This window comes from Pseudomonas sp. RC2C2 (assembly GCF_018390435.1).
Lineage (GTDB): Bacteria > Pseudomonadota > Gammaproteobacteria > Pseudomonadales > Pseudomonadaceae > Aquipseudomonas > Aquipseudomonas donghuensis.
Genome location: NZ_JAHBAX010000001.1, coordinates 2,588,710 through 2,608,803, shown reverse-complemented (window position 1 = coordinate 2,608,803; position 20,094 = coordinate 2,588,710). Strand labels below are relative to the sequence as shown.

The 20,094-nt window shown below is 65.2% G+C and carries 23 protein-coding genes; 21 read left to right on the top strand and 2 right to left on the bottom strand.

Going from position 1 to position 20,094, the window contains the following annotated elements; translation table 11 throughout:
* Positions 1 to 3: 3 nt before the first annotated feature.
* Positions 4 to 489 carry a DUF4265 domain-containing protein gene (locus tag KHO53_RS12115; protein ID WP_213570343.1) on the bottom strand — a complete coding sequence of 162 codons (486 nt, stop codon included), beginning with the start codon at positions 487 to 489 and terminating at the stop codon, positions 4 to 6.
* Positions 490 to 598: 109 nt separating this feature from the next.
* On the opposite strand from KHO53_RS12115, the gene trxC reads away from it, so the two are divergent.
* On the top strand, positions 599 to 1,033 hold the full coding sequence (gene trxC / locus KHO53_RS12110; RefSeq protein WP_010222267.1) for a thioredoxin TrxC: 435 nt from the start codon (positions 599 to 601) through the stop codon (positions 1,031 to 1,033).
* Here trxC and KHO53_RS12105 read toward each other — a convergent pair.
* A complete protein-coding gene (locus KHO53_RS12105; RefSeq protein ID WP_010222266.1) occupies positions 1,030 to 1,803 on the bottom strand; it encodes a ParA family protein in 774 nt (257 codons plus the stop codon). The genes trxC and KHO53_RS12105 overlap by 4 nt on opposite strands.
* Before the next feature lie 317 nt (positions 1,804 to 2,120).
* On the opposite strand from KHO53_RS12105, the gene KHO53_RS12100 reads away from it, so the two are divergent.
* From KHO53_RS12100 to KHO53_RS12005, 20 genes are read left to right on the top strand one after another with little or no spacing between them, the layout of a single operon-like run.
* Positions 2,121 to 2,837: a beta-ketoacyl synthase chain length factor gene (locus KHO53_RS12100; protein ID WP_036995418.1), complete on the top strand. Its 717-nt coding sequence runs from the start codon at positions 2,121 to 2,123 to the stop codon at positions 2,835 to 2,837.
* The gene (locus KHO53_RS12095) at positions 2,813 to 3,625 is read left to right on the top strand and encodes a lysophospholipid acyltransferase family protein (RefSeq protein WP_010222264.1); all 813 of its coding nucleotides are present in this window, start codon (positions 2,813 to 2,815) and stop codon (positions 3,623 to 3,625) included. Before KHO53_RS12100 ends, KHO53_RS12095 begins: the two co-directional genes overlap by 25 nt.
* Positions 3,600 to 3,872, top strand: coding sequence for a phosphopantetheine-binding protein (locus tag KHO53_RS12090; RefSeq protein WP_010222262.1), 273 nt, complete (start codon positions 3,600 to 3,602; stop codon positions 3,870 to 3,872). The genes KHO53_RS12095 and KHO53_RS12090 overlap by 26 nt, the downstream gene beginning before the upstream one ends.
* Positions 3,873 to 3,881: 9 nt before the next feature.
* Positions 3,882 to 4,136 (top strand): acyl carrier protein, encoded by a 255-nt coding sequence (locus KHO53_RS12085; protein ID WP_010222261.1) that lies wholly within the window; start codon positions 3,882 to 3,884, stop codon positions 4,134 to 4,136.
* Positions 4,133 to 4,678, top strand: a complete 546-nt coding sequence (locus KHO53_RS12080) for a COG4648 family protein (protein WP_010222260.1) — start codon at positions 4,133 to 4,135, stop codon at positions 4,676 to 4,678. Before KHO53_RS12085 ends, KHO53_RS12080 begins: the two co-directional genes overlap by 4 nt.
* The gene (locus KHO53_RS12075; RefSeq protein WP_213570342.1) at positions 4,675 to 6,354 is read left to right on the top strand and encodes an acyl-CoA synthetase family protein; all 1,680 of its coding nucleotides are present in this window, start codon (positions 4,675 to 4,677) and stop codon (positions 6,352 to 6,354) included. Before KHO53_RS12080 ends, KHO53_RS12075 begins: the two co-directional genes overlap by 4 nt.
* Positions 6,347 to 7,081: a glycosyltransferase family 2 protein gene (locus tag KHO53_RS12070; RefSeq protein ID WP_010222257.1), complete on the top strand. Its 735-nt coding sequence runs from the start codon at positions 6,347 to 6,349 to the stop codon at positions 7,079 to 7,081. The genes KHO53_RS12075 and KHO53_RS12070 overlap by 8 nt, the downstream gene beginning before the upstream one ends.
* Positions 7,078 to 8,016 carry a lysophospholipid acyltransferase family protein gene (locus tag KHO53_RS12065; protein WP_010222256.1) on the top strand — a complete coding sequence of 313 codons (939 nt, stop codon included), beginning with the start codon at positions 7,078 to 7,080 and terminating at the stop codon, positions 8,014 to 8,016. The genes KHO53_RS12070 and KHO53_RS12065 overlap by 4 nt, the downstream gene beginning before the upstream one ends.
* The gene (locus tag KHO53_RS12060) at positions 7,997 to 9,541 is read left to right on the top strand and encodes an HAL/PAL/TAL family ammonia-lyase (RefSeq protein WP_026001259.1); all 1,545 of its coding nucleotides are present in this window, start codon (positions 7,997 to 7,999) and stop codon (positions 9,539 to 9,541) included. The genes KHO53_RS12065 and KHO53_RS12060 overlap by 20 nt, the downstream gene beginning before the upstream one ends.
* Complete coding sequence (locus KHO53_RS12055; protein ID WP_010222254.1) at positions 9,534 to 9,959, top strand: acyl-CoA thioesterase; 426 nt, start codon at positions 9,534 to 9,536, stop codon at positions 9,957 to 9,959. Before KHO53_RS12060 ends, KHO53_RS12055 begins: the two co-directional genes overlap by 8 nt.
* Positions 9,956 to 10,555: an outer membrane lipoprotein carrier protein LolA gene (locus KHO53_RS12050; RefSeq protein WP_100782625.1), complete on the top strand. Its 600-nt coding sequence runs from the start codon at positions 9,956 to 9,958 to the stop codon at positions 10,553 to 10,555. Before KHO53_RS12055 ends, KHO53_RS12050 begins: the two co-directional genes overlap by 4 nt.
* Positions 10,545 to 12,857 carry an MMPL family transporter gene (locus KHO53_RS12045; protein ID WP_213570341.1) on the top strand — a complete coding sequence of 771 codons (2,313 nt, stop codon included), beginning with the start codon at positions 10,545 to 10,547 and terminating at the stop codon, positions 12,855 to 12,857. Before KHO53_RS12050 ends, KHO53_RS12045 begins: the two co-directional genes overlap by 11 nt.
* Positions 12,854 to 14,014: a hypothetical protein gene (locus KHO53_RS12040; RefSeq protein ID WP_010222251.1), complete on the top strand. Its 1,161-nt coding sequence runs from the start codon at positions 12,854 to 12,856 to the stop codon at positions 14,012 to 14,014. Before KHO53_RS12045 ends, KHO53_RS12040 begins: the two co-directional genes overlap by 4 nt.
* Positions 14,001 to 15,248 carry an NAD(P)/FAD-dependent oxidoreductase gene (locus KHO53_RS12035; RefSeq protein WP_036995411.1) on the top strand — a complete coding sequence of 416 codons (1,248 nt, stop codon included), beginning with the start codon at positions 14,001 to 14,003 and terminating at the stop codon, positions 15,246 to 15,248. Before KHO53_RS12040 ends, KHO53_RS12035 begins: the two co-directional genes overlap by 14 nt.
* A complete protein-coding gene (locus KHO53_RS12030; RefSeq protein ID WP_213570340.1) occupies positions 15,245 to 15,979 on the top strand; it encodes a class I SAM-dependent methyltransferase in 735 nt (244 codons plus the stop codon). Before KHO53_RS12035 ends, KHO53_RS12030 begins: the two co-directional genes overlap by 4 nt.
* Positions 15,976 to 16,461 (top strand): hypothetical protein, encoded by a 486-nt coding sequence (locus tag KHO53_RS12025; protein ID WP_010222248.1) that lies wholly within the window; start codon positions 15,976 to 15,978, stop codon positions 16,459 to 16,461. Before KHO53_RS12030 ends, KHO53_RS12025 begins: the two co-directional genes overlap by 4 nt.
* Positions 16,458 to 17,657, top strand: coding sequence for a beta-ketoacyl-[acyl-carrier-protein] synthase family protein (locus KHO53_RS12020; RefSeq protein ID WP_010222246.1), 1,200 nt, complete (start codon positions 16,458 to 16,460; stop codon positions 17,655 to 17,657). Before KHO53_RS12025 ends, KHO53_RS12020 begins: the two co-directional genes overlap by 4 nt.
* On the top strand, positions 17,654 to 18,124 hold the full coding sequence (locus tag KHO53_RS12015) for a hotdog family protein (protein WP_010222245.1): 471 nt from the start codon (positions 17,654 to 17,656) through the stop codon (positions 18,122 to 18,124). Before KHO53_RS12020 ends, KHO53_RS12015 begins: the two co-directional genes overlap by 4 nt.
* Positions 18,117 to 18,845 carry a 3-oxoacyl-ACP reductase FabG gene (gene fabG, locus KHO53_RS12010; RefSeq protein WP_010222244.1) on the top strand — a complete coding sequence of 243 codons (729 nt, stop codon included), beginning with the start codon at positions 18,117 to 18,119 and terminating at the stop codon, positions 18,843 to 18,845. Before KHO53_RS12015 ends, fabG begins: the two co-directional genes overlap by 8 nt.
* Positions 18,845 to 20,071 carry a beta-ketoacyl-ACP synthase gene (locus KHO53_RS12005; protein WP_036995405.1) on the top strand — a complete coding sequence of 409 codons (1,227 nt, stop codon included), beginning with the start codon at positions 18,845 to 18,847 and terminating at the stop codon, positions 20,069 to 20,071. Before fabG ends, KHO53_RS12005 begins: the two co-directional genes overlap by 1 nt.
* Positions 20,072 to 20,094: the final 23 nt, after the last annotated feature.

The window sequence follows — 20,094 nt, the reverse complement described above, 5'->3', positions numbered from 1 at the left end:
GCCTCAGCTGTCGAGCCACCAGTCGAGCAGGGTTTCGTCCTCGTCATCGTCGAGGTTGCGGTAGATGTTGGCGTAATACCACTCGACGCCGGTGCTCTGGCGAAAGCGGTCGAACACTTCACGGATGGCTGCAAAACCGTTACGCGCGGGGATGGCCAGGGTCAGGTTGCCCTTGTAGCGACCATCCAGAGAACCGCCGAGCAGCGTCTGCACTTCGTCTTGCAGTGTGTCGACAGCCCCCTGGGGCAAGTCGTCGGCATAGATATGAATGCAGAAGTTGCCACCCCGCTGCAGCACTTCGGCGCGCTGGTCCGGGTGGTTGATACGGATGGTATCGCCACGCGCCAAGTCGAGGGCCAACCCTGGTGACGACAGCAGCTCAAAGGTATTCGCATCGATCTGACGGACCGGCACGCTCTCGAATACCGGTTCGCCATTGGATCGGGAATCGACAAAAATGCGGATATGCGCTGAATGCTGGCAATCCATCGGGCACTCCATGGCCTGTGTACAAGGCGTACATGCTAAACCATTCAACATGTAGGTGCGGGCGTAACCCGCGAACGACCGCAGACCGGTCGCAACTCTCGGAGCTTTCATGACTGATCCACTACTCATCCCCTGCCCCCACTGCAACGGCCTCAACCGCATCCCCGGCGAACGCCTTGGCGACAGCCCGAAATGCGGCCGCTGCAAGAACCCGGTCCTGCTGAGCACGCCGTTTGATTTGAAACAGGGCGACTACGCCAGCCAGATCAAGGGCGACCTGCCGTTGCTGATCGATGTCTGGGCCGATTGGTGCGGGCCATGCAAGTCGTTTGCGCCGATCTTCGCGCAGGCGGCCAGCCAGCTCAGCGGGCGCTGCCGCCTGGCCAAGCTGGACAGCGAGGCCAACCAGCAACTGGCCGGGCAATTGGGGATTCGTTCGATTCCCAGCCTGATCCTGCTCAGAAACGGCCGGGAAGTGGCGCGCCAGAGCGGTGCATTCCCACTCCAGCAACTGCTGGAATGGTTGCGCAGCCAGGGCGTCTAGACGCCTTCTTCGAGCAGGGCGTGCAGTTCAACGAACTGCTGGGTCAGCTTGTGCCGCGGCTCCAGATGAATCAGCGGCAGGCTGGCCTGGTGTGATTCACGCATCTTCACCGAGCTGTTGAGGTATACCGGCAGCACCGGCAGCCCCTCGGCGATCAACTCGTCAAGCATCTGCTGGGGCAGGCTGGCGCGGGCCTGGAACTGGTTGACGACAATGCCTTCGACCCGCAGTTCTTCGTTGTGATCGTCCTTGAGCTCGTCGATCTCGGCCAGCAGCCCGTACAGCGCCTGGCGCGAGAAACTGTCGCAATCGAAGGGGATCAACACTCGATCAGCCGCGATCAACGCAGAAACAGCATAGAAGTTAAGCGCTGGCGGAGTATCCAGGTAAATCCGGTCATAGTCCTCGTCCAGCTCATCCAGCAGTTTGCGCAGCTTGTTGATCTTGTGCTTGGCCTCAAGCTTGGGCTGCAGGTCAGCCAGCTCGGCGGTGGCGGTCACCACATGCAGGTTGTCGAACGGTGTTTCGTAGATATCGACCTTGTTCTTTTTCGCAAACGGCCCGGAAGACAGGGTCTGCTTGAAAAAGTCGGCAATGCCCATGGGAATGTCCTCGCCGGTAAGGCCGGTAAGGTACTGGGTCGAGTTGGCCTGGGCATCCAGGTCGATCAACAGGGTTCGATAGCCTTCATTGGCACTCACCGCTGCCAGGTTGCAGGCAATGCTCGACTTGCCGACGCCACCTTTCTGATTGAACACCACGCGCCGCATGGAATGACCTCCGTGTGTCTGGGGATGACCGAGTATGTGTGCGAAGGGTTCGCTTGACCAGCACCGTTGGGCTCAAGTTGACGAGGAATCGACCGACAACCCATAACCTCCGTTGGTCGGGAAAAACCTGACTGATCTGACGAAGCTGAACAATCGAGGTCTGTTTCAAGCCGGAGTATTTGTAACCAGCATTTGCTACACGCCGACAGCACCGGGATAATGCGCGCCACTCGGCGATTGCGCCACACCCCTGTCAGGTCGTTGTTGCGAGTTACTCCCTCGGCAAGGAAGTCCCTCAGGGCGGGAAGTACAACAAAGTGATCACATTCAATATCAGCCAGTGGCGCGCGTGGGCACCAGGCCTGCAGACGGCTGCCGATTGGCAGGCCTGGAGCCAGGCAAAGCACTTGCCGGCAGAGGCTGAACAGGCACCGGATGTGTCGTTTTTACCAGCCATGCAGCGTCGTCGCCTGAGCCGCCTGGCGCGCATGGCCTTTGCCGTGGGCTGGCCGCTGGCCGAGGGTTTGCAGGATGTGCCGCTGGTGTTCGTTTCCCGGCATGGCGAAACCCCGCGTACCTTCGAGATCCTCAGCGACCTGGCCAATGAGCAACCGCTGTCGCCAACCCAATTCAGCCTGTCGGTACACAACGCGGTGATTGGCTTGTGGTCGATCATGCGGGGCGAAACCAGTGAGATGACCGCCCTGGCTGCTGCCGGTGACGGTTTCGAACAGGGTGTGCTGGAAGCTGCTTGCCTGCTGGGCGAAGGCGCTCCGGCGGTGCTGCTGATTGTTACTGAAGAGCAGCCGCCCGCGGCTTACGGCCCGAGGATTGATGACGTGCCCTTCGCCTATGCGCTGGGCCTGCTCCTGACACCAGGCGATGAATGGCAACTGCACCTTGGCGATAACGTCGGCGCTGTACCTTCGAGCGAACCCCATGCCTTGAGCTGGTTGCGTTGCCTGCTCAAGGGCGACAGCACTTGTACCCACACCTGGAAGAGCCGCACATGGAACTGGCAACGCAAGCCATAAGCAGACCGCGCGACGCCTATTACTGGCGCCTGCTCGCTACCGCCGTCAGCTTTCTGCTGTTCGGCGTCGGCGGCCTGTGCCTGCGCCTGCTGGTCTTCCCGCTGCTGGCCGGCCTGCCCGGCGATGCCGCACGCCATCGCCAGCGCGCCCGGCACACCATCAGCTGGCTGTTCTGGCGCTTCATTCGCTTCATGGCCGCCAGCGGCGTGCTCACCTATGAAATCAAGGGCGCCGAAAAGCTCGGCCGCCCGGGGCAGATGATCATCGCCAACCACCCGTCGCTGATCGATGTGGTGTTTCTCATCGGCCTGGTGCGCCAGGCCAATTGCGTGGTCAAGCAAAGTCTCTGGCACAACCCGTGCACCCGTGGCCCGGTGCGCTCGGCCGAGTACATCAGCAACGACGGCAGCATGGACATGCTCGACAGCGCCGTGGCGGCGCTGCAAGGCGGCCAAACCCTGATCATCTTCCCCGAAGGCACGCGCACCCAACCCGGCCAGCCGCCTGCCTTTCATCGCGGCGCGGCGGCCATTGCCCTGCGCGGTGCGAACATCATCACCCCGGTCACCATCAAGGTCGCCCCCAGCACCTTGACCAAGGCCGAACCCTGGTACCGCATACCCCAGCGCCGGGTGCATTTCAACTTGCAGGTCGGTGCCGACATCGACCCGCAGGCCTTCGCCGCACAAGGCCCTGCCCCGCAGGCCTCGCGCAAACTCAATGAACACCTGCATCAGCACTTCACCAAGGAGCTCGCCGAAGATGAGCGATCCACAGAACACCCTTAACCACGACATCAAGCTGTTGATCATCGACGCCCTGGGCCTGGAAGACATCAGCGCCCAGGACATCGGCGACGAGCAGACCCTGTTTGGCGAAGGCCTGGGCCTGGATTCGGTGGACGCCCTCGAACTCGGCCTGGCGATCCAGAAGAAGTACGGCATCAAGATCGACGCCGATGCCAAGGACACCCGTAACCATTTCACCAGCGTGGCCAGCCTTGCGGCTTTCGTCACCGCTAAACAGGCAGCCTGAGACAGCACCATGCAAACCCGCGAAGACATTTTCAACACCCTGCGCGACGCCCTGGTCGAACTGTTCGAACTGGATCCGGCCAGCATCAGCCTGGAGTCGAACCTGTACCAGGACCTGGAAATCGACAGCATCGACGCCGTCGACCTGATCGATCACATCAAGCGCCAGACCGGCAAGAAAATCGCCGCCGACGAATTCAAGGCCGTACGTACCGTCAATGACGTGGTCGAGGCGGTGTACCGCCTGGTCAACTCTGCGGCATGAAACGCCTGATCGGCCTCGGCCTGCTGCTGGCCGGTCTGCTGTACCCCTTTGCGGTGCATTTTGGCATGGCCCACTTTGCCCCCTGGCAGTTCGGCCTGTTGCTCGGCGGCCTGTGGCTGGCGCGCGCCTTGAGCGAACCGAGGCGGCCCGGCGGGCACTGGATGGCCGTAGCCGCGATTGCCTTCTGCGCGTTGCTGGCGCTGTTCAACAGCCCGCAGCTGCTGCGTTGGTACCCGGTGCTGATCAGCGCGTTCATGCTCGGCCTGTTTGGCCTGAGCCTGAAATTCGGCCCGCCGGTGGCCGAGCGCCTGGCGCGGCTGCGTGAGCCGGAACTGCCTGCCGTGGCGATCCACTACACGCGCCAGGTGACCAAGGTCTGGAGCCTGTTCTTCCTGGCCAACGGCCTGGTCGCCGCCGCCCTGACCCTGTGGGCGCCGCTGAGCTGGTGGACCCTGTACAACGGCCTGATCGCCTACGGGCTGATGGGCCTGCTGTTTGCCATTGAATGGCTGATAAGACAACGCGTGCGAGGACGCTCATGAAATGGATTGCCCTTGAGCAACTGCTGCACCCGGCCGATGCGCCGCGCACGGTGAGCTTCGCCCCGGCGCTGGACCACGCGAGCCTGTGCCAGCAAGCCCTGCAAGTGGCCGCCGGCCTCCAGCTGCGTGGCGTGAAGCGCATTGCCGTGCACCTGGAAGACGCCGCACAGCTGGCCGTCGCCCTGCTCGGCGCCTGGCGTGCCGGCGTGCAGGTGCTGCTGCCTGCCGACCTGCAAGCCCAGACCCGCCAGCGCTGGCGCGGCGAGGTCGAGCTGTGGCTGAGCGATCAGCCACAAGACACCACGCTGGAGGCCCTGTTCGAAGCGCCGCTGGCCGCCGCCGACCTGAATCTGGACCAGTGCCGGTTGAGCCTGTGCACCTCCGGCTCCAGCGGTGAACCCAAGCGCATCGACAAGAGCCTGCGCCAGCTGGCCAATGAGGTGCAGGCCCTGGAACAGCTGTGGGGCAAGGACCTGGGCGCTGCCTGCATCATCGGCAGTGTCGCCACCCAGCATATCTATGGCTTGCTGTTTCGCGTGCTCTGGCCGCTGTGCGCCGGGCGCCCGTTCGTGCGTCGCCAGTTGCCCTTCCCGGAAGACCTGCAGCGCGCCAGCCGCGAGCACCCGGCCTTTGCCTGGGTGGCCAGCCCGGCGCTGCTCAAGCGCATGGGCGACAACCTCGACTGGCCAGCGTTGAGCCCGGTGCGCCGGGTGTTTTCCTCCGGCGGCGAACTGCCGGCCAGCGCCGCCCAGGCCTTGCACCAGCGCCTGCAGCAATGGCCAACGGAAATTCTTGGCAGCTCGGAAACCGGCGGCATCGCCTGGCGTCAAGGCGACAGCCTGTGGCAGCCATTTGCCGAGGTGCGCCTGAGCCAGAACCAGGACGGTGCACTGCGCATTGAATCGCCTTACCTGCCGCCCGGTCATATCGAACAAAGCGCCGATGCCGTCGAGTTTGCTGCTGATGGGCGTTTTCGTTTGCTCGGGCGCCTGGACCGCATCGTCAAACTGGAAGAAAAACGCATCTCCCTGCCGATGCTGGAGCAGGCCCTGATCGAGCACGCCTGGGTCGAGGACGCGCGCCTGGGCGTGATCCAGGAAAACCGCGCCAGCCTCGGCGCCCTGCTGGTGCTCAGCGCTGTTGGCCTGTACGCCTTGCGCAACCAGGGCCGCCGCGCGCTCACCGAAGGCTTGCGTCAGCACCTCAGCCAGCACTGCGAAGCCCTGGCCCTGCCCCGGCGCTGGCGCCTGCTGCGGCAATTGCCGTTCAACGCCCAGGGCAAACTGCCCCAGGCCGAACTCCAAGCCCTGTTGCTGGCGCCCCGGCCGAAAGGCCCGGAAGTGCTCAGCCAGGCCGAGGTGGATGGCGAGCTGCAGCTACAACTGGCAGTGTCGGCGGACCTGGCCTATTTCAACGGTCACTTCCCGCAGACCCCGGTGCTGCCAGGCGTGGTCCAGGTCGACTGGGCGCTGGCCCTGGGACAACAATTGCTCGACCGGCCGCGCCAGTTCGCCGGCATGGAAGTGCTGAAATTCCAGCAACTGGTGCGCCCTGGCGACCCGCTGCAGCTGACCCTGCGTTTCGATGCCGAGCGCGGCAAGTTGTACTTCGCCTACAGCAACGCCGGGGTGCCCTGCTCCAGTGGCCGCATTGTGCTGGAGGCCATCGGTGAATAAGCCCTGTGCGGTAATCCCGGTGTACAACCACGAACTGGCCGTGCCCGCGGTGGTTGCCGACCTGCTCGCCGCCGGCCTGCCCTGCGTATTGGTCGATGATGCCAGCAGCCCGGCCTGCGCCACCGTGCTGCGCCAGTTGGCCGAGCACCAGCAGGTGTTCCTGGTGCAACTGCAGGTCAACCAGGGCAAGGGCGGCGCAGTCATGGCCGGCCTGCGCGAAGCCGCGCGCCTGGGCTTCAGCCATGCCTTGCAGGTGGACGCCGACGGCCAGCATGACCTGGCCGATGTCAGCCGCTTTCTCGAACAGTCGCAGGCTTATCCACAGGCGCTGATCTGCGGTTATCCACAGTACGACGCCAGCGTGCCCAAAGGCCGTCTGTACGCGCGCTACCTGACCCATGTATGGGTGTGGATCAACAGCCTGTCGCTGCAGATTCCCGATTCGATGTGCGGTTTTCGGGTCTATCCGCTGCCACCGACCCTGGCGCTGATCGACGCGGTGAACCTCGGCAAGCGCATGGACTTCGACCCGGAGATCCTCGTCCGCCTGGCCTGGCGCAACCAGCCGATGCGCTGGCTGCCGACCAAAGTGCATTACCCGGCCGATGGCCTGTCGCACTTTCGCCTGTTCCACGACAACGCGCTGATCTCGAAGATGCACACCAAGCTGTTCTTCGGCATGTTGCTGCGCGCCCCGGCAATCCTCTGGCGGCGGTGGCAGGCATGAGCAGTCGCGAACAACACTGGGCCGCACACCAGGAGCGCGGCAGCTTCTGGCTGATGAAACTGACCGCCTTGGGCATCAAGCTGCTCGGCCGGCGCCTGCTCAGCCCGGTGCTGTATGCCATCGTCCTGTACTTCTTCCTGTTCGGTCGCCGCGCCCGGCAGAGCATCTGGCAATACCAGCGGCGCCTGGCCGACTGGAGCGGGCAACCCCGTCTGCGCCCCAGCCACCGTCGGGTGTTCGGCCAGTTCATGGCCTTCGCCGATGCCCTGCTGGACAAGCTCGATGTGTGGAACGGCAAGCTGCGCCTGGAGCAGATCGAGATCGTCGACCCGGGCAAACTGCACACCCAGCTACGCGCCGAGCGCGGGCAGCTGCTGGTGGGTGCGCACCTGGGCAACCTTGAAGTCTGCCGCGCCCTGGCCGAGCTTGGCGAGCAAGTGACCATGAACGTGCTGGTGCATACCAAGCACGCCGAGCGCTTCAATCGCCTGCTGGGTGAATCGGGGGCGAGCAACCTGCGGCTGATCCAGGTCAGCGAGCTGGACCCGGCGATCATGCTGCAACTGAGCCAGCGCCTGGACCGCGGCGAATGGCTGGCGATTGCCGGCGACCGCGTGCCGCTGCATGGTGCGCGCACGGTCGAAGTGGATTTCCTCGGCCACCGCGCCGCCTTCCCGCAGGGCCCGTGGCTGCTGGCCGGGCTGCTCAAGTGCCGGCTCAACCTGTTCTTCTGCCTCAAGCAGCAAGGCCGCTACCAGGTGATCCTCGAACCCTTCGCCCAGGCCATCGAGTGGCGCCGCGGCCAGCGCGATCAGGTGATCGCCGACTGGGCCGGGCGCTACGCCGAACGCCTGGGCCACTATTGCCTGCAAGCGCCGCAGCAATGGTTCAATTTCTACCCTTTCTGGAAGACCGATGACGATGCATCCGCATAAGCCCGTGACCTTCGGCGCGCTGCCGTTGGCAATCGAAGACGTCCTCGCCCTGGCCCACCGCCAGGCCGAAACCCGCCTGCAGGACGACAGCGAATACCGCGCGCGGATTGCCCGTGGCGCGCAGTTCCTCGACTCGCTGCTGGACAAGGAAGGGGTGATCTACGGGGTGACCACCGGCTACGGCGACTCGTGCGTGGTGGCAGTGCCGCTGGAGCATGTCGAGGCCCTGCCCAAGCACCTGTACACTTTCCATGGCTGCGGCCTGGGCCAGTTGCTGGATGCGCCGGCCACCCGCGCGGTGCTAGCCGCCCGCTTGCAGTCGCTGTGCCACGGCGTCTCTGGCGTGCGCATCGAGTTGCTGGAGCGCCTGCAGGCGTTTCTCGCCCATGACATCCTGCCGTTGATTCCCCAGGAAGGTTCGGTGGGTGCCAGCGGCGACCTGACGCCGCTGTCCTACGTTGCCGCAACCCTGTCCGGCGAGCGCGAAGTCATGTACCGCGGCGAGCGCCGCAGCGCCGCTGACGTACACCGTGAGCTGGGCTGGCAGCCGCTGGTGCTGCGGCCCAAGGAAGCCCTGGCGCTGATGAACGGCACTGCGGTAATGACCGGCCTGGCCTGCCTGGCGTTCGCCCGTGCCGATTACCTGCTCAAACTCGCCACGCGCATCACCGCGCTGAACGTGGTTGCCCTGCAAGGCAACCCGGAGCACTTCGACGAGCGCCTGTTCGCCGCCAAGCCGCACCCGGGGCAGATGCAGGTGGCCGCCTGGTTGCGCCAGGACCTGGCCATCGACGCGCCGACTGCGCCGCTGCACCGCCTGCAGGACCGCTACTCGCTGCGCTGCGCTCCGCATGTGCTGGGCGTGCTGGCCGACAGCCTGGGCTGGCTGCGTGGTTTTATCGAGACCGAACTGAACAGCGCCAACGACAACCCGATCATCGACGCCGAAGCCGAACGCGTGCTGCACGGCGGGCACTTTTATGGTGGCCATATCGCCTTCGCCATGGACAGCCTGAAGAACCTGGTGGCCAACGTTGCCGACCTGCTCGACCGCCAGCTCGCCCTGCTGGTCGACGTGCGCTACAACCACGGCCTGGCGAGCAACCTGTCGGGCGCCAGCGCCGAGCGGGCGATGCTCAACCACGGCTTCAAGGCCGTGCAGATCGGCGCCAGCGCCTGGACCGCCGAAGCCCTGAAAAACACCATGCCGGCCAGCGTGTTCTCGCGCTCCACCGAATGCCACAACCAGGACAAGGTGAGCATGGGCACCATCGCCGCCCGCGATGCCCTGCGGGTGCTGGAGCTGACCGAACAGGTCGCCGCCGCCACCCTGCTGGCCGCCAACCAGGGCGTCTGGCTGCGCAGCCGCGAAGCCGACGCCCGCGACCTGCCGCCGGCCCTGGCCGAGATGCATGCAGCGTTGCTCGAAGATTTCGCCCCGGTGATCGAAGACCGCGCGCTGGAAAGCGATCTGCGCCGGTGCCTGAGCCGTATTGCCGAACAACACTGGAGGCTGCATGCGTAGTCAGGGAGTGCTGCACGTTGATACCGAAGTGCTGGTGCCATTCTTCGATGTCGACAGCATGCTGGTGGTCTGGCACGGCCATTACGTCAAATACCTCGAGGTAGCGCGCTGCGCGTTGCTCGACCGCCTCGAACACAACTACCTGCAGATGCAGGCCTCGGGCTTTGCCTGGCCGGTGATCGACCTGCAGTTGCGCTATGTGCGCGGCGCCACCTTCGGCCAGCGCCTGAACGTGCGCGCCAGCCTGGTGGAGTGGGAGAACCGGCTTAAGATCAACTACCTGATCAGCGATGCCGCCACCGGCGAACGCATGACCCGCGCCAGTTCCGTGCAGGTCGCCGTCGACATCGCCAGCGGCGAGATGCAACTGGCGTCGCCACAGGTGATGCTCGACGCAGTGAACCAGGTGCTCAAATGAAAACGCTATTGCGTAGCCTGCTGTGCATCGGCCTGCTTGCCAGTTGCACGCTGGCCCAAGCCTTTGGCCTCGATGAGCTGAGCAAGCAACTGGGCGAACCTGCGGTCATCAAGGGTCCGTTCATCCAGGAAAAACACCTGCGCGCCCTGCCGCAGCCGCTGGTCAGCAAAGGCCAGTTCGTTCTGGCCCGTGACCATGGCCTGCTGTGGCTGCTGCAAACGCCGCTCAAGCAGGACTACCGCCTCAACGCCCAGGGCATCGCCCGCCGCGACCCGTCCGGCTGGCAGATGCTGCCGGGCAAGAGCGCCGGCGCCGAGCAGAACCGCCTGTTCTTTGCCGTGCTGCAAGGCGACAGCAGTGGCCTGCAGCGTGACTTCGAGCTGAGCCTGCAAGGCGATGCCAAGCACTGGCAGCTGCGCCTGACCCCGCGTTCGCTACTGCTCAAGCAGGTGTTCAGCCAGATCGATATCGATGGCGGACGCTATGTCGAACGCATCCAGTTGCTGGAAACCCAGGGCGATAGCACGGTACTGCGCATGCCAGCGAGCAGCAGCGCCAGCCTGACCGACACGGAGCGCCGCGATTTTGCCGAGTGAGCGCCTGTTGCCACGACTGTTTTTACTGTTGTTGATCGCCGTGCTGGCCCTCGCGGGGTGGCAGTGGCACCGCGCTGCGCCTTTGTCTGCAGACCTGATGACGCTGGTGCCCGGCGCCACCCAGGACCCGCTGGTGCAGCGCGCCGAGCAGCGCATGCAGGAGCCGCTGAACCGCGAAATGCTGGTGCTGGTCGGCCATCCCCAGCGTGAGCAGGCCATCGCCCTGGCCCAGCGCCTGGCTGAGCAATGGCAGGCCAGCGGCGTGTTCGAGAAGGTTCAGTGGAGCCTGCAGACCGACCTGCAGGCGTTGCGCGAGCAGCTGCTGCAAGGGCGCCTGGCGATGCTCTCGCGCGCCGACCGCAACAGCCTGGTCGACAACCCGCAAGGCTTTATCGAGCAACGCGTACAAAACCTCTACGACCCCTTTGCCGGCTTTAGCCTGGTGCCGAGCCAGGACGACTGGCTGGGCCTGACCGGACGCATCCAGAACAGCCAGCCACGTCCTGCCGCGGTGCAACTGGACACCGCCAGCGGCGCGCTGGTGGCTGAAGCGGACGGGCAGTACTGGGTGCTGCTGCGTGCCCGCACCCTGGGCAATGCGTTCGATATGCAACTGCCCCTGCAAGTCGCCGACCTGCTCGCCAGCAGCCGGGTTGAAGCCGGGCAGCACGGCGCCCGCCTGCTGGCCGCCAGTGGCTTGCTGTATGCGGCCAACGGCCAGCGCCAGGCCAGCCAGGAGATCACCTGGGTCGGCGGCGGCGCCACGGTCGGCATCCTGCTGCTGTTGCTGCTGGCGTTCCGCCGCCTGCGGGTACTGCTGGCCTTCGTTCCGGTGCTGGTCGGCATGCTGTTTGGTGCGGTGGCCTGCGTGGCGCTGTTCGGCCAGATGCACGTGATGACCCTGGTGCTCGGCTCGAGCCTGATCGGCGTGGCCGTCGACTACCCGCTGCACTACCTGTCGAAAAGCTGGAGCCTGCGTCCCTGGCGAGCCTGGCCGGCTTTGCGGCTGACCTTGCCGGGCCTGAGCCTGAGCCTGGCCACCAGTTGCATCGGCTACCTGGCACTGGCCTTCACGCCGTTCCCGGCGCTGACCCAGATTGCCGTGTTTTCCGCCGCCGGCCTGCTCGGCGCCTACCTCAGCGCCGTGTGCCTGCTGCCGGCACTGCTCAAAGGTATCGAGCTGCAGCCTGCGCAATGGCCGTTGGGCATTGCCCAGTGGCTGGTGGACCTGCGTCAGAAACTGCTGAACAAGGTGCCAAGCGCCATCCTGCTCGGCCTGCTGATGCTGTTCTGCGCTGCGGGCCTGTGGCAGCTGGACAGCCGCAACGATATCCGCCAGTGGGTCGGCAGCCCGCCGCAATTGCTCGAAGAAGCCCAGGCCGTGGCGCGCATTACCGGCTACCAACCCACCAGCCAGTTCTACCTGGTGCGCGGCGCCGACCAGAGCCAACTGCTGGCACGCCTGCAAAGCCTCGGCACACGCCTGGACGAGCTGGTCGAAACCGACAAGCTCAAGGGCTACATGGCCCTCAGCCAACTGGTCGCCAGCCCAACCGAGCAGCAACAGGCACGCGACGCGCTGGGCAGCCTGCCGCTACAACCGCTGCTGGCCCTGGGCGTGCCGCAAAGCGCGTTACAGGCTGAACTGGCGAAAGTCCAGGCACTGCCTACCCTCGACATCGATCACGCCCTCAGCGGCCCGCTGGGCGAACCCTGGCGCACCTTGTGGCTGGGTGCGGACGGCCAGGGCGTCGCCGCCATCGTCAGCCTGCAAGGCTTGAACGATCCGGCGTTGCTGCGCCTGCAGGCCGACGATCTCGACGGCGTGCAACTGGTGGAGCGCCTCGGTGACCTCAACCGGGTGTTCGCCGCCACCCAGGTCAGCGCCGCCGAGCTCAAGCTGTTGTCGTGCGCGCTGATCGTGGTGCTGCTGATCCTGCCGTTTGGCCTCGGCGGCGCCCTGCGCATCGTCGCCCTGCCGTTGCTCGCCGCGCTGTGCAGCCTGGCTTGCCTGGGCTGGCTGGGCCAGCCGCTGACCCTGTTCAGCCTGTTCGGCCTGCTGCTGGTGACCGCCATCAGCGTCGACTACGCGATCCTCATGCACGAGCAGATCGGCGGCGCCGCCGTCAGCCTGCTCGGCACCCTGCTCGCAGCCACCACCACCTGGTTGTCGTTCGGCCTGCTGGCAGTGTCGAGCACTCCGGCGGTGAGCAATTTCGGCCTGGCGGTCAGCCTGGGCCTGGCCTTCAGTTTTGTCCTCGCACCCTGGGCGGCCACCGGGCACAAGGAACAGGCGGCATGAGTATCGCGTTGCTCTGGGCCCTGGCCCTGGTGTTGTTCTGGATCGTCAGTGAGCTCGGCCGGCGCCTGGGGCTGATCCCGATTGTCAGCCAGTTGCTGCTGGCAACCCTCGGCCTGCCACTGCTGATGTTGTTCTGGGTCGAGCCCCACTTGCAGCTCAGCGGCGCCGCGCTGGTGGCACCGGCCTGGCTGAAAACCCTGTATGGCCTGAGTTTTGCCCTGCTGCTGGGGCATATTCTTGCTGACGTCGTGGAGCTGAACGTCGACCGCCAGAGCCTGAAGATCGCCCTGCCGAGCTTCCTCGTGCCCTTTGCCTGTGGCCTGGCCTGTGGCGCGTTGTTGCTGCCCGAGCAGCCCTGGCTGACCACCCTGGCCCTCGGCCTGGTTTTCGCCATCACCGCCATCCCGGTGCTCTACCTGTACCTGCGCAACATCGACTACCCACCCGCCGCAACCCGCCGGCTGATGCAGTCGGCGATCCTCATCGACCTGACCTGCTGGCTGCTGTTCGGCCTCGGCAAGGGCAGCCTCGAACCCGTGAGCCTGTTACTGCCGCTGCTCGCTGCCTGCCTGCCGTTGCCGCTGTACGCCCTCGGTGTGCGTCGGCCCTGGGTCTACAGCCTGGGCTTTTTCGGCCTGCTGTTCGTCGCCGAACACTACCGGCTCAACGCGCTGATCTTCGGCATCGGCTACCTGTGCTGCCTGGCCTGGCTCAAGTTGCCGCTGCGCATGCCGTTATCGGACCTGTGGATAAAACGCCTGCAGAACGGCATTGCGATCCCGCTGATCCTGACCTTCGGCATCATCCAGATCGATGTCCACAACGTGCTACTGGGCTTCGATGCCATCCAGTTGAGTGCCCTGCTGCTGTTGCCGATCGTCAGCAAGCTGCTCGGCAACTGGCTGGGCCTGTGCTGGGCGACGCCGTCGTTCGCCGGCGCGAGCAAATGGCGGGAAAGCCTGCTGCTCAATATTCGCGGCTTGAGCGAGATCGTCTTTCTCAACCTGCTGCTGCAACAACAGTTGATCAGCCCGGCGCTGTACTTCGCGCTGATGCTGATGAGCCTGGTCGCCACGCTGATGCCCGCGCTGGCCGGCCTGCACCGGATTCCATTGAAGACTGCCCAACCGGCAAGGAGGCCTTATGCCGAACCCTGAACTGCAACAACGGCAGGTATTGATTATCGGCGCCGGCCCGTCCGGCGCCATCGCCGGGGCCTTGCTCAAGCGCAACGGCCACGACGTGCTGATCATCGAGCGCCAGCGCTTCCCGCGTTTTTCCATCGGCGAAAGCCTGTTGTCGCATTGCATCGACTTCGTCGAAGAAGCCGGCATGCTCCCGGCCCTTGAAGCGGCGGGTTTCCAGCGCAAGAACGGCGCGGCCTTCGCCTGGGGCGATGAGTACAGCGCCTTCGATTTCGGCGACACCTTCAGCAATGGCAAGCCGAGCACCTTCCAGGTTCAACGCGCCCAGTTCGACCAGCTGCTGGCCGACCAGGCCGAGGCCCAGGGCGTTGAAATCCGCTACGAAGAAGAGATCATCGCCGCCGACTTCGAGCGCCCGCGCCCGCAAGTGCGCGTGCGCCGCCTGGATGGCAGTGAGTACTGCATCGAAGCCGCATTCGTCCTCGATGCCAGCGGCTATGGCCGCGTGCTGCCGCGCCTGCTGGACCTGGAAGCACCGTCGAACTTCCCGGTGCGCCAGGCGGTATTCACGCATATCGAAGACCGCATCGACCACCCGGCCTTCGACCGGGAAAAGATCCTCATCACCACCCATCCGCAGCACCGGGATATCTGGTTCTGGACCATTCCGTTCAGCAACGGCCGCTGCTCCCTGGGGGTGGTCGCCGCCGCCGAGCACTTTGCCGCCGCGCCGGCCGACCTGGATGCCTGCCTGAAGGACTTCGTCGCCCAGACCCCAAGCCTGGCCAAGGTCCTGGCCAACGCCGTGTGGGACACCCCGGCGCGGACCATCGGCGGCTACTCGGCCAACGTCAAGACCCTGCACGGCCCGGGCTTCGCCTTGCTCGGCAACGCCGCAGAATTCCTCGACCCGGTGTTCTCCTCCGGGGTGACCATCGCCATGCGCTCGGCGAGCATGGCCGCCGGCGTCCTGCACCGCCAGTTGCAGGGCGAAGGCGTCGATTGGCAGAGCGAGTTCGCCGAGCCGCTCAAGCGTGGCGTCGACACTTTCCGCGCCTACGTTGAAGGCTGGTACAACGGCAGCTTCCAGGACGTCATCTACCACCCGGCCAGCTCGCCGGAAATCCGCGCGATGATCAGCTCGATCCTGGCCGGCTACGCCTGGGACCAACGCAACCCGTTCGTGGCCGAACCCAAGCGGCGCCTGCGCATGCTCGCCGAAGTCTGTGCCAGGACGCCGGCATGAAATTCCTCAGCGACAGCTACGTCGAGGAAACCCGTTTCGGCTTCTGGTTCCTGCGCAGCCATACCTGGCAGCATCATGTGCTGCGCGTAGCGATCAACGACCTGCGCCGGCTGTTCGACCAGGCACCACCCCGTGCCCCCGTGCTGCTCGATGCCGGCTGCGGCCAGGGCAAGTCGTTCCAGTACCTGCAGCGGGTGTTCGCCCCCGCCCGGTTGCTGGGTACCGACGCCGACCCGCACAGCCTTGAACTGAGCCAGGCCGAGGCCGGCCGCCTGGGCCTGAACGTCGAGCTGCGCGGCAGTGACTGCGCGGCGTTGCAGTTTGCCGACAGCAGCGTCGATATCCTCTTCTGCCACCAGACCTTCCACCACCTGGTCGAGCAGGAAAAAGCCCTGGCCGAGTTCTACCGGGTACTCAAGCCCGGTGGCTACCTGCTGTTTGCCGAGTCCACCGAGGCCTACATCGACACCTGGGTGATTCGCTGGCTGTTCCGCCACCCCATGCACGTGCAGAAAAGTGCCGAACAGTACCTGCAGATGCTCCGCGACCAGGGTTTCGAATTTGGCGCGCAGAATGTCTCTTACCCGTACCTGTGGTGGAGCCGTTCCAGCGACTTCGGCCTGCTCGAACGCTTTGGCCTGTGCAAGCCGCCACCGGTCGGCCAGCGCGAAGAGACCCTGGTCAACGTGGTCGCCCGCAAACCCTTGAACCCAGCCGAGCCGAGTGCATGAAACGCCTGTTGCTGATCCTCGCCTTCGCCCTGCTGAGCGCCTGCGCCAGCCGTGCACCGCTGCCCGTGCAGTTACCGCCGCTGAGCCTGCCGCTGCAGTTGCACATCCAGCGCGAACAGGCCGGGCAGCGACAGGACTGGTTGCTGGTGATCCAGCGCGAGGACACCAACCTGCGCTGGTCGCTGCTGGATCTGCTGGGTATTCCGCAAGCCCGGCAGTTGCTCGATCAAGGCCAGTGGCAAGCCGACGGCCTGCTACCGCCCAACCCGGCGGCCCGCGAACTGTTCGCTGCCCTGCTGTTCGCCCTGACCCCTGCCGAACAGCTGCAACAGCTCTATCCCGGCGCCCGCCAGCTAGGCCAGCAGCGCTGGCTGGGTGAACGCTGGCGCGTCGACTACCGACAAGCCGACGACTTCACCTTGAACCTCGACCGGGGCCTGCGTTATCTAGTCAGCCCACTACCCAGCGAGAACACGCCATGACCGCTTATCTCAATGCCCTGGGCCTGGTCTGTGCCCTGGGGCGCGGCCAGGCCGACGTTGCCCGCCGGCTGTTTGCCGGCGACTGCTCAGGCATGCGTGTGGAGGACGGCTGGGTACCGCAACGCGGTCTGCCGGTGGCGGCCGTACAAGACGAGTTGCCAAGCTTGCCCGCCGCGTTGCAGGCCCATCACAGCCGCAACAACCAACTGCTGTACGTCGCCTGCCTGCAGATTGACGCAGCGATCGAAGCGGCCATCGCCCGCTTTGGCCGCCAGCGCATCGGCATCGTCCTGGGCACCAGCACCTCGGGCATCAAGGAAGCCAGCGACAGCATCGCTCACTACCTGCGTGAGCAGCAGTTCCCGCCGAGCTACGACTACGCCCAGCAGGAGCTCAGCGCCCCGGCCAACTTTCTCGCCGACTGGCTGCAGCTGAGCGGCCCGGCCTATGTGATTTCCACCGCCTGCACCTCCAGTGCACGGGCCTTGATGAGTGCCCGGCGCCTGTTGGACCTGGGGGTGTGCGACGCGGTGATCTGCGGTGGTGTGGATAGCCTGTGCAAGCTGACCCTCAACGGCTTCACTGCCCTGGAAGCAGTCAGCGCCGAGCGCTGCAACCCGTTCTCGGTCAACCGCAACGGCATCAACATCGGCGAAGCCGCGGCGCTGTTTCTGATGACCCGCGAAGCCAACCACGAAGGCGCCAGCATCGCCCTGCTCGGTGCCGGTGCCAGCTCGGACGCGCATCACATCTCCGCCCCCGAGCCCAGCGGCAAAGGCGCCTTGCAGGCGATGCGCAAAGCGCTGGACAATGCCCGCCTGCAACCTGCACAGATCGACTACCTGAACCTGCACGGCACCGCCACGCGGCACAACGACGCCATGGAAAGCCTGGCCGTGCATGAACTGTTTGGCAGCCAGCTGGCCTGCTCATCGAGCAAGCCGATGACCGGGCATACCCTGGGTGCCGCTGGCGCCCTGGAAGCCGCGTTCTGCTGGTTGAGCCTGGCCGCCGACAATACCGAAGGGCGCTTGCCACCGCATGTCTGGGATGGTGTGGATGACCCACAACTGCCGGCCCTGAACCTGGTCGATGCCAGCCAGCGCCTGCCGGCCCAGGGCCCGCGACGCCTGATGAGCAACTCGTTCGCCTTCGGTGGCAACAACGTCAGCCTGATTCTCGGAGACACCCCATGATCACCTGGCCACTGGCCGAACTGCTGCCCCATGCCGGCGACATGATCCTCATCGATCAGGTCGAGTCCTTCGATGAAGAGCAAATCCATACCCACCTGACCGTGCGCCCCGGCGGCCTGTTCAACCGCGCCGACGGCAGCCTGCCGGCCTGGGTCGGCATCGAGCTGATGGCCCAGAGCGTGGCCGCCTACGCCGGTTGCCGCGCGCGCCAGCAAGGCCAGGCGGTGGCGCTGGGCTTTTTGCTCGGCACGCGTAAATTCGAATGCAATGTCGAACATTTCCCTGCCGGTGCCCACTTGCGCATCCATGCCCTGCGGTCGCTCGAAGACGACAACGGCATGGGGGTGTTCGAGTGTCACCTGCGTGGCCCGGGCATCCATGCCACGGCCCGTTTGAATGTTTTTCGCCCGCCACAGGCGGCCAGTTACCTGGCCGAAGCGGGCCCAGAGGAGTCCCCCCATGACTGATACCATCCTGGTCACCGGTTCCAGCCGAGGCATAGGCCGGGCCATCGCCCTGCGCCTGGCGCGGGCCGGTTTCGACCTGGTCCTGCATTGCCGAAGCGGGCGCAACGAAGCCGACGCCGTTGCAGAAGAAGTCCGGGGCTTGGGCCAGCAAGCCCGCGTGCTGCAGTTCGACGTTGCCGATCGCGCCGCTTGCGCCGCCATCCTTACTGATGACGTTGAAACCCACGGCGCCTACTACGGCGTGGTCTGCAACGCCGGCCTGACCCGCGACGGCGCCTTCCCGGCCCTCACTGAAGAAGACTGGGACCAGGTACTGCGTACCAACCTCGACGGCTTCTACAACGTTCTGCACCCGCTGATGATGCCGATGATCCGTCGGCGCAAAGCCGGGCGCATTGTGTGCATCACCTCGGTTTCGGGGATGATCGGCAACCGCGGCCAGGTCAACTACAGCGCTTCCAAAGCCGGGGTGATCGGTGCGGCCAAGGCCCTGGCGATCGAGCTGGGCAAGCGCAAGATCACCGTCAACTGCGTCGCCCCGGGGCTGATCGACACGGCCATGCTGGATGAACACGTGCCGGTCGAAGAGCTGCTGAAAATGATCCCGGTGCAGCGCATGGGCACCCCGGAAGAAGTCGCCGGCGCAGTGAATTTCCTCATGTCGGCCGAAGCCGCCTACATCACCCGCCAGGTGCTGGCAGTCAATGGAGGCCTGTGCTGATGAAACGTGTAGTCGTCACCGGCATGGCCGGTATCACCTCGCTGGGCAGCGACTGGCAGAGCATCGCCGGCAACTTCGCCAGCAACCGCAGCGGCATCCGCCGCATGGACGAATGGGACCGCTTCGAAGAGCTCAACACGCGCTTGGCCGGCCCCATCGATGACTTCAAGGTGCCCGCCGGCTGGACCCGCAAGCAACTGCGCAGCATGGGCCGGGTCTCGCGCCTGGCCGTGGCGGCAGCGCAGAACGCCCTGCGCGATGCCGGCCTGCTCGATGACCCGTCGATCCGCGATGGGCGCATGGGCGTGGCCTGCGGTTCGTCCACCGGCAGCACCGACGAGATCAAGGCGTTTGGCAACATGCTGCTCAACTCGGTGGCCGAGGGCCTCAACGCCAACTCCTATGTCCGGATGATGCCGCACACCACGGCAGCCAATATCAGCATTTTCTTCGGTCTCACCGGGCGCCTGATCCCCACCTCCAGCGCCTGCACCAGCGGCAGCCAGGGCATCGGCTACGCCTATGAAGCGATCAAGTTCGGCCGCCTGCCGCTGATGCTCGCTGGCGGCGCCGAAGAGCTGTGCCCGACCGAGGCCATGGTCTTCGACGCGCTGTACGCCACCAGCCTGAAGAACGATGCCCCGCACAGCAGCCCCAGCCCTTACGACAGCGGCCGCGACGGCCTGGTGATCGGCGAAGGCGGCGGCATGCTGGTGCTCGAAGAGCTGGAACATGCCCAGGCCCGCGGCGCACACATCTACGCCGAGATCGTCGGCTTTGGCAGTAACGCCGACGGCCAGCACACGACTCGCCCGGAGCAGGCGACCATGCGCCGGGCCATGGAGCTGGCACTGCAAGACGCCAACCTGGCGCCGGAGGCCATCGGCTATGTGAACGGTCATGGCACCGCCACCGAGCAGGGCGATATCGCCGAAACCCTGGCCACCAGCAGCCTGTTTGGCCCACGCATGCCGATCAGCTCGCAAAAAAGCTTCCTCGGCCACACCCTGGGCGCTTGCGGCGCGCTGGAGTCCTGGTTCAGCATCGAGATGATGAACAGCGACCGCTATGTGCACACCCTCAACCTTGAGCACATCGACCCGCGCTGCGGCGAGCTGGACTACTTGTGCGGCGAGTTTCGCAGCATGAGTCACGACTATGTGATGAACAACAACTTCGCTTTTGGCGGGGTCAACACCTCGCTGATTTTCCGTCGCTGGACCTGACCTGAAACCTGCTGGAGAGAAAG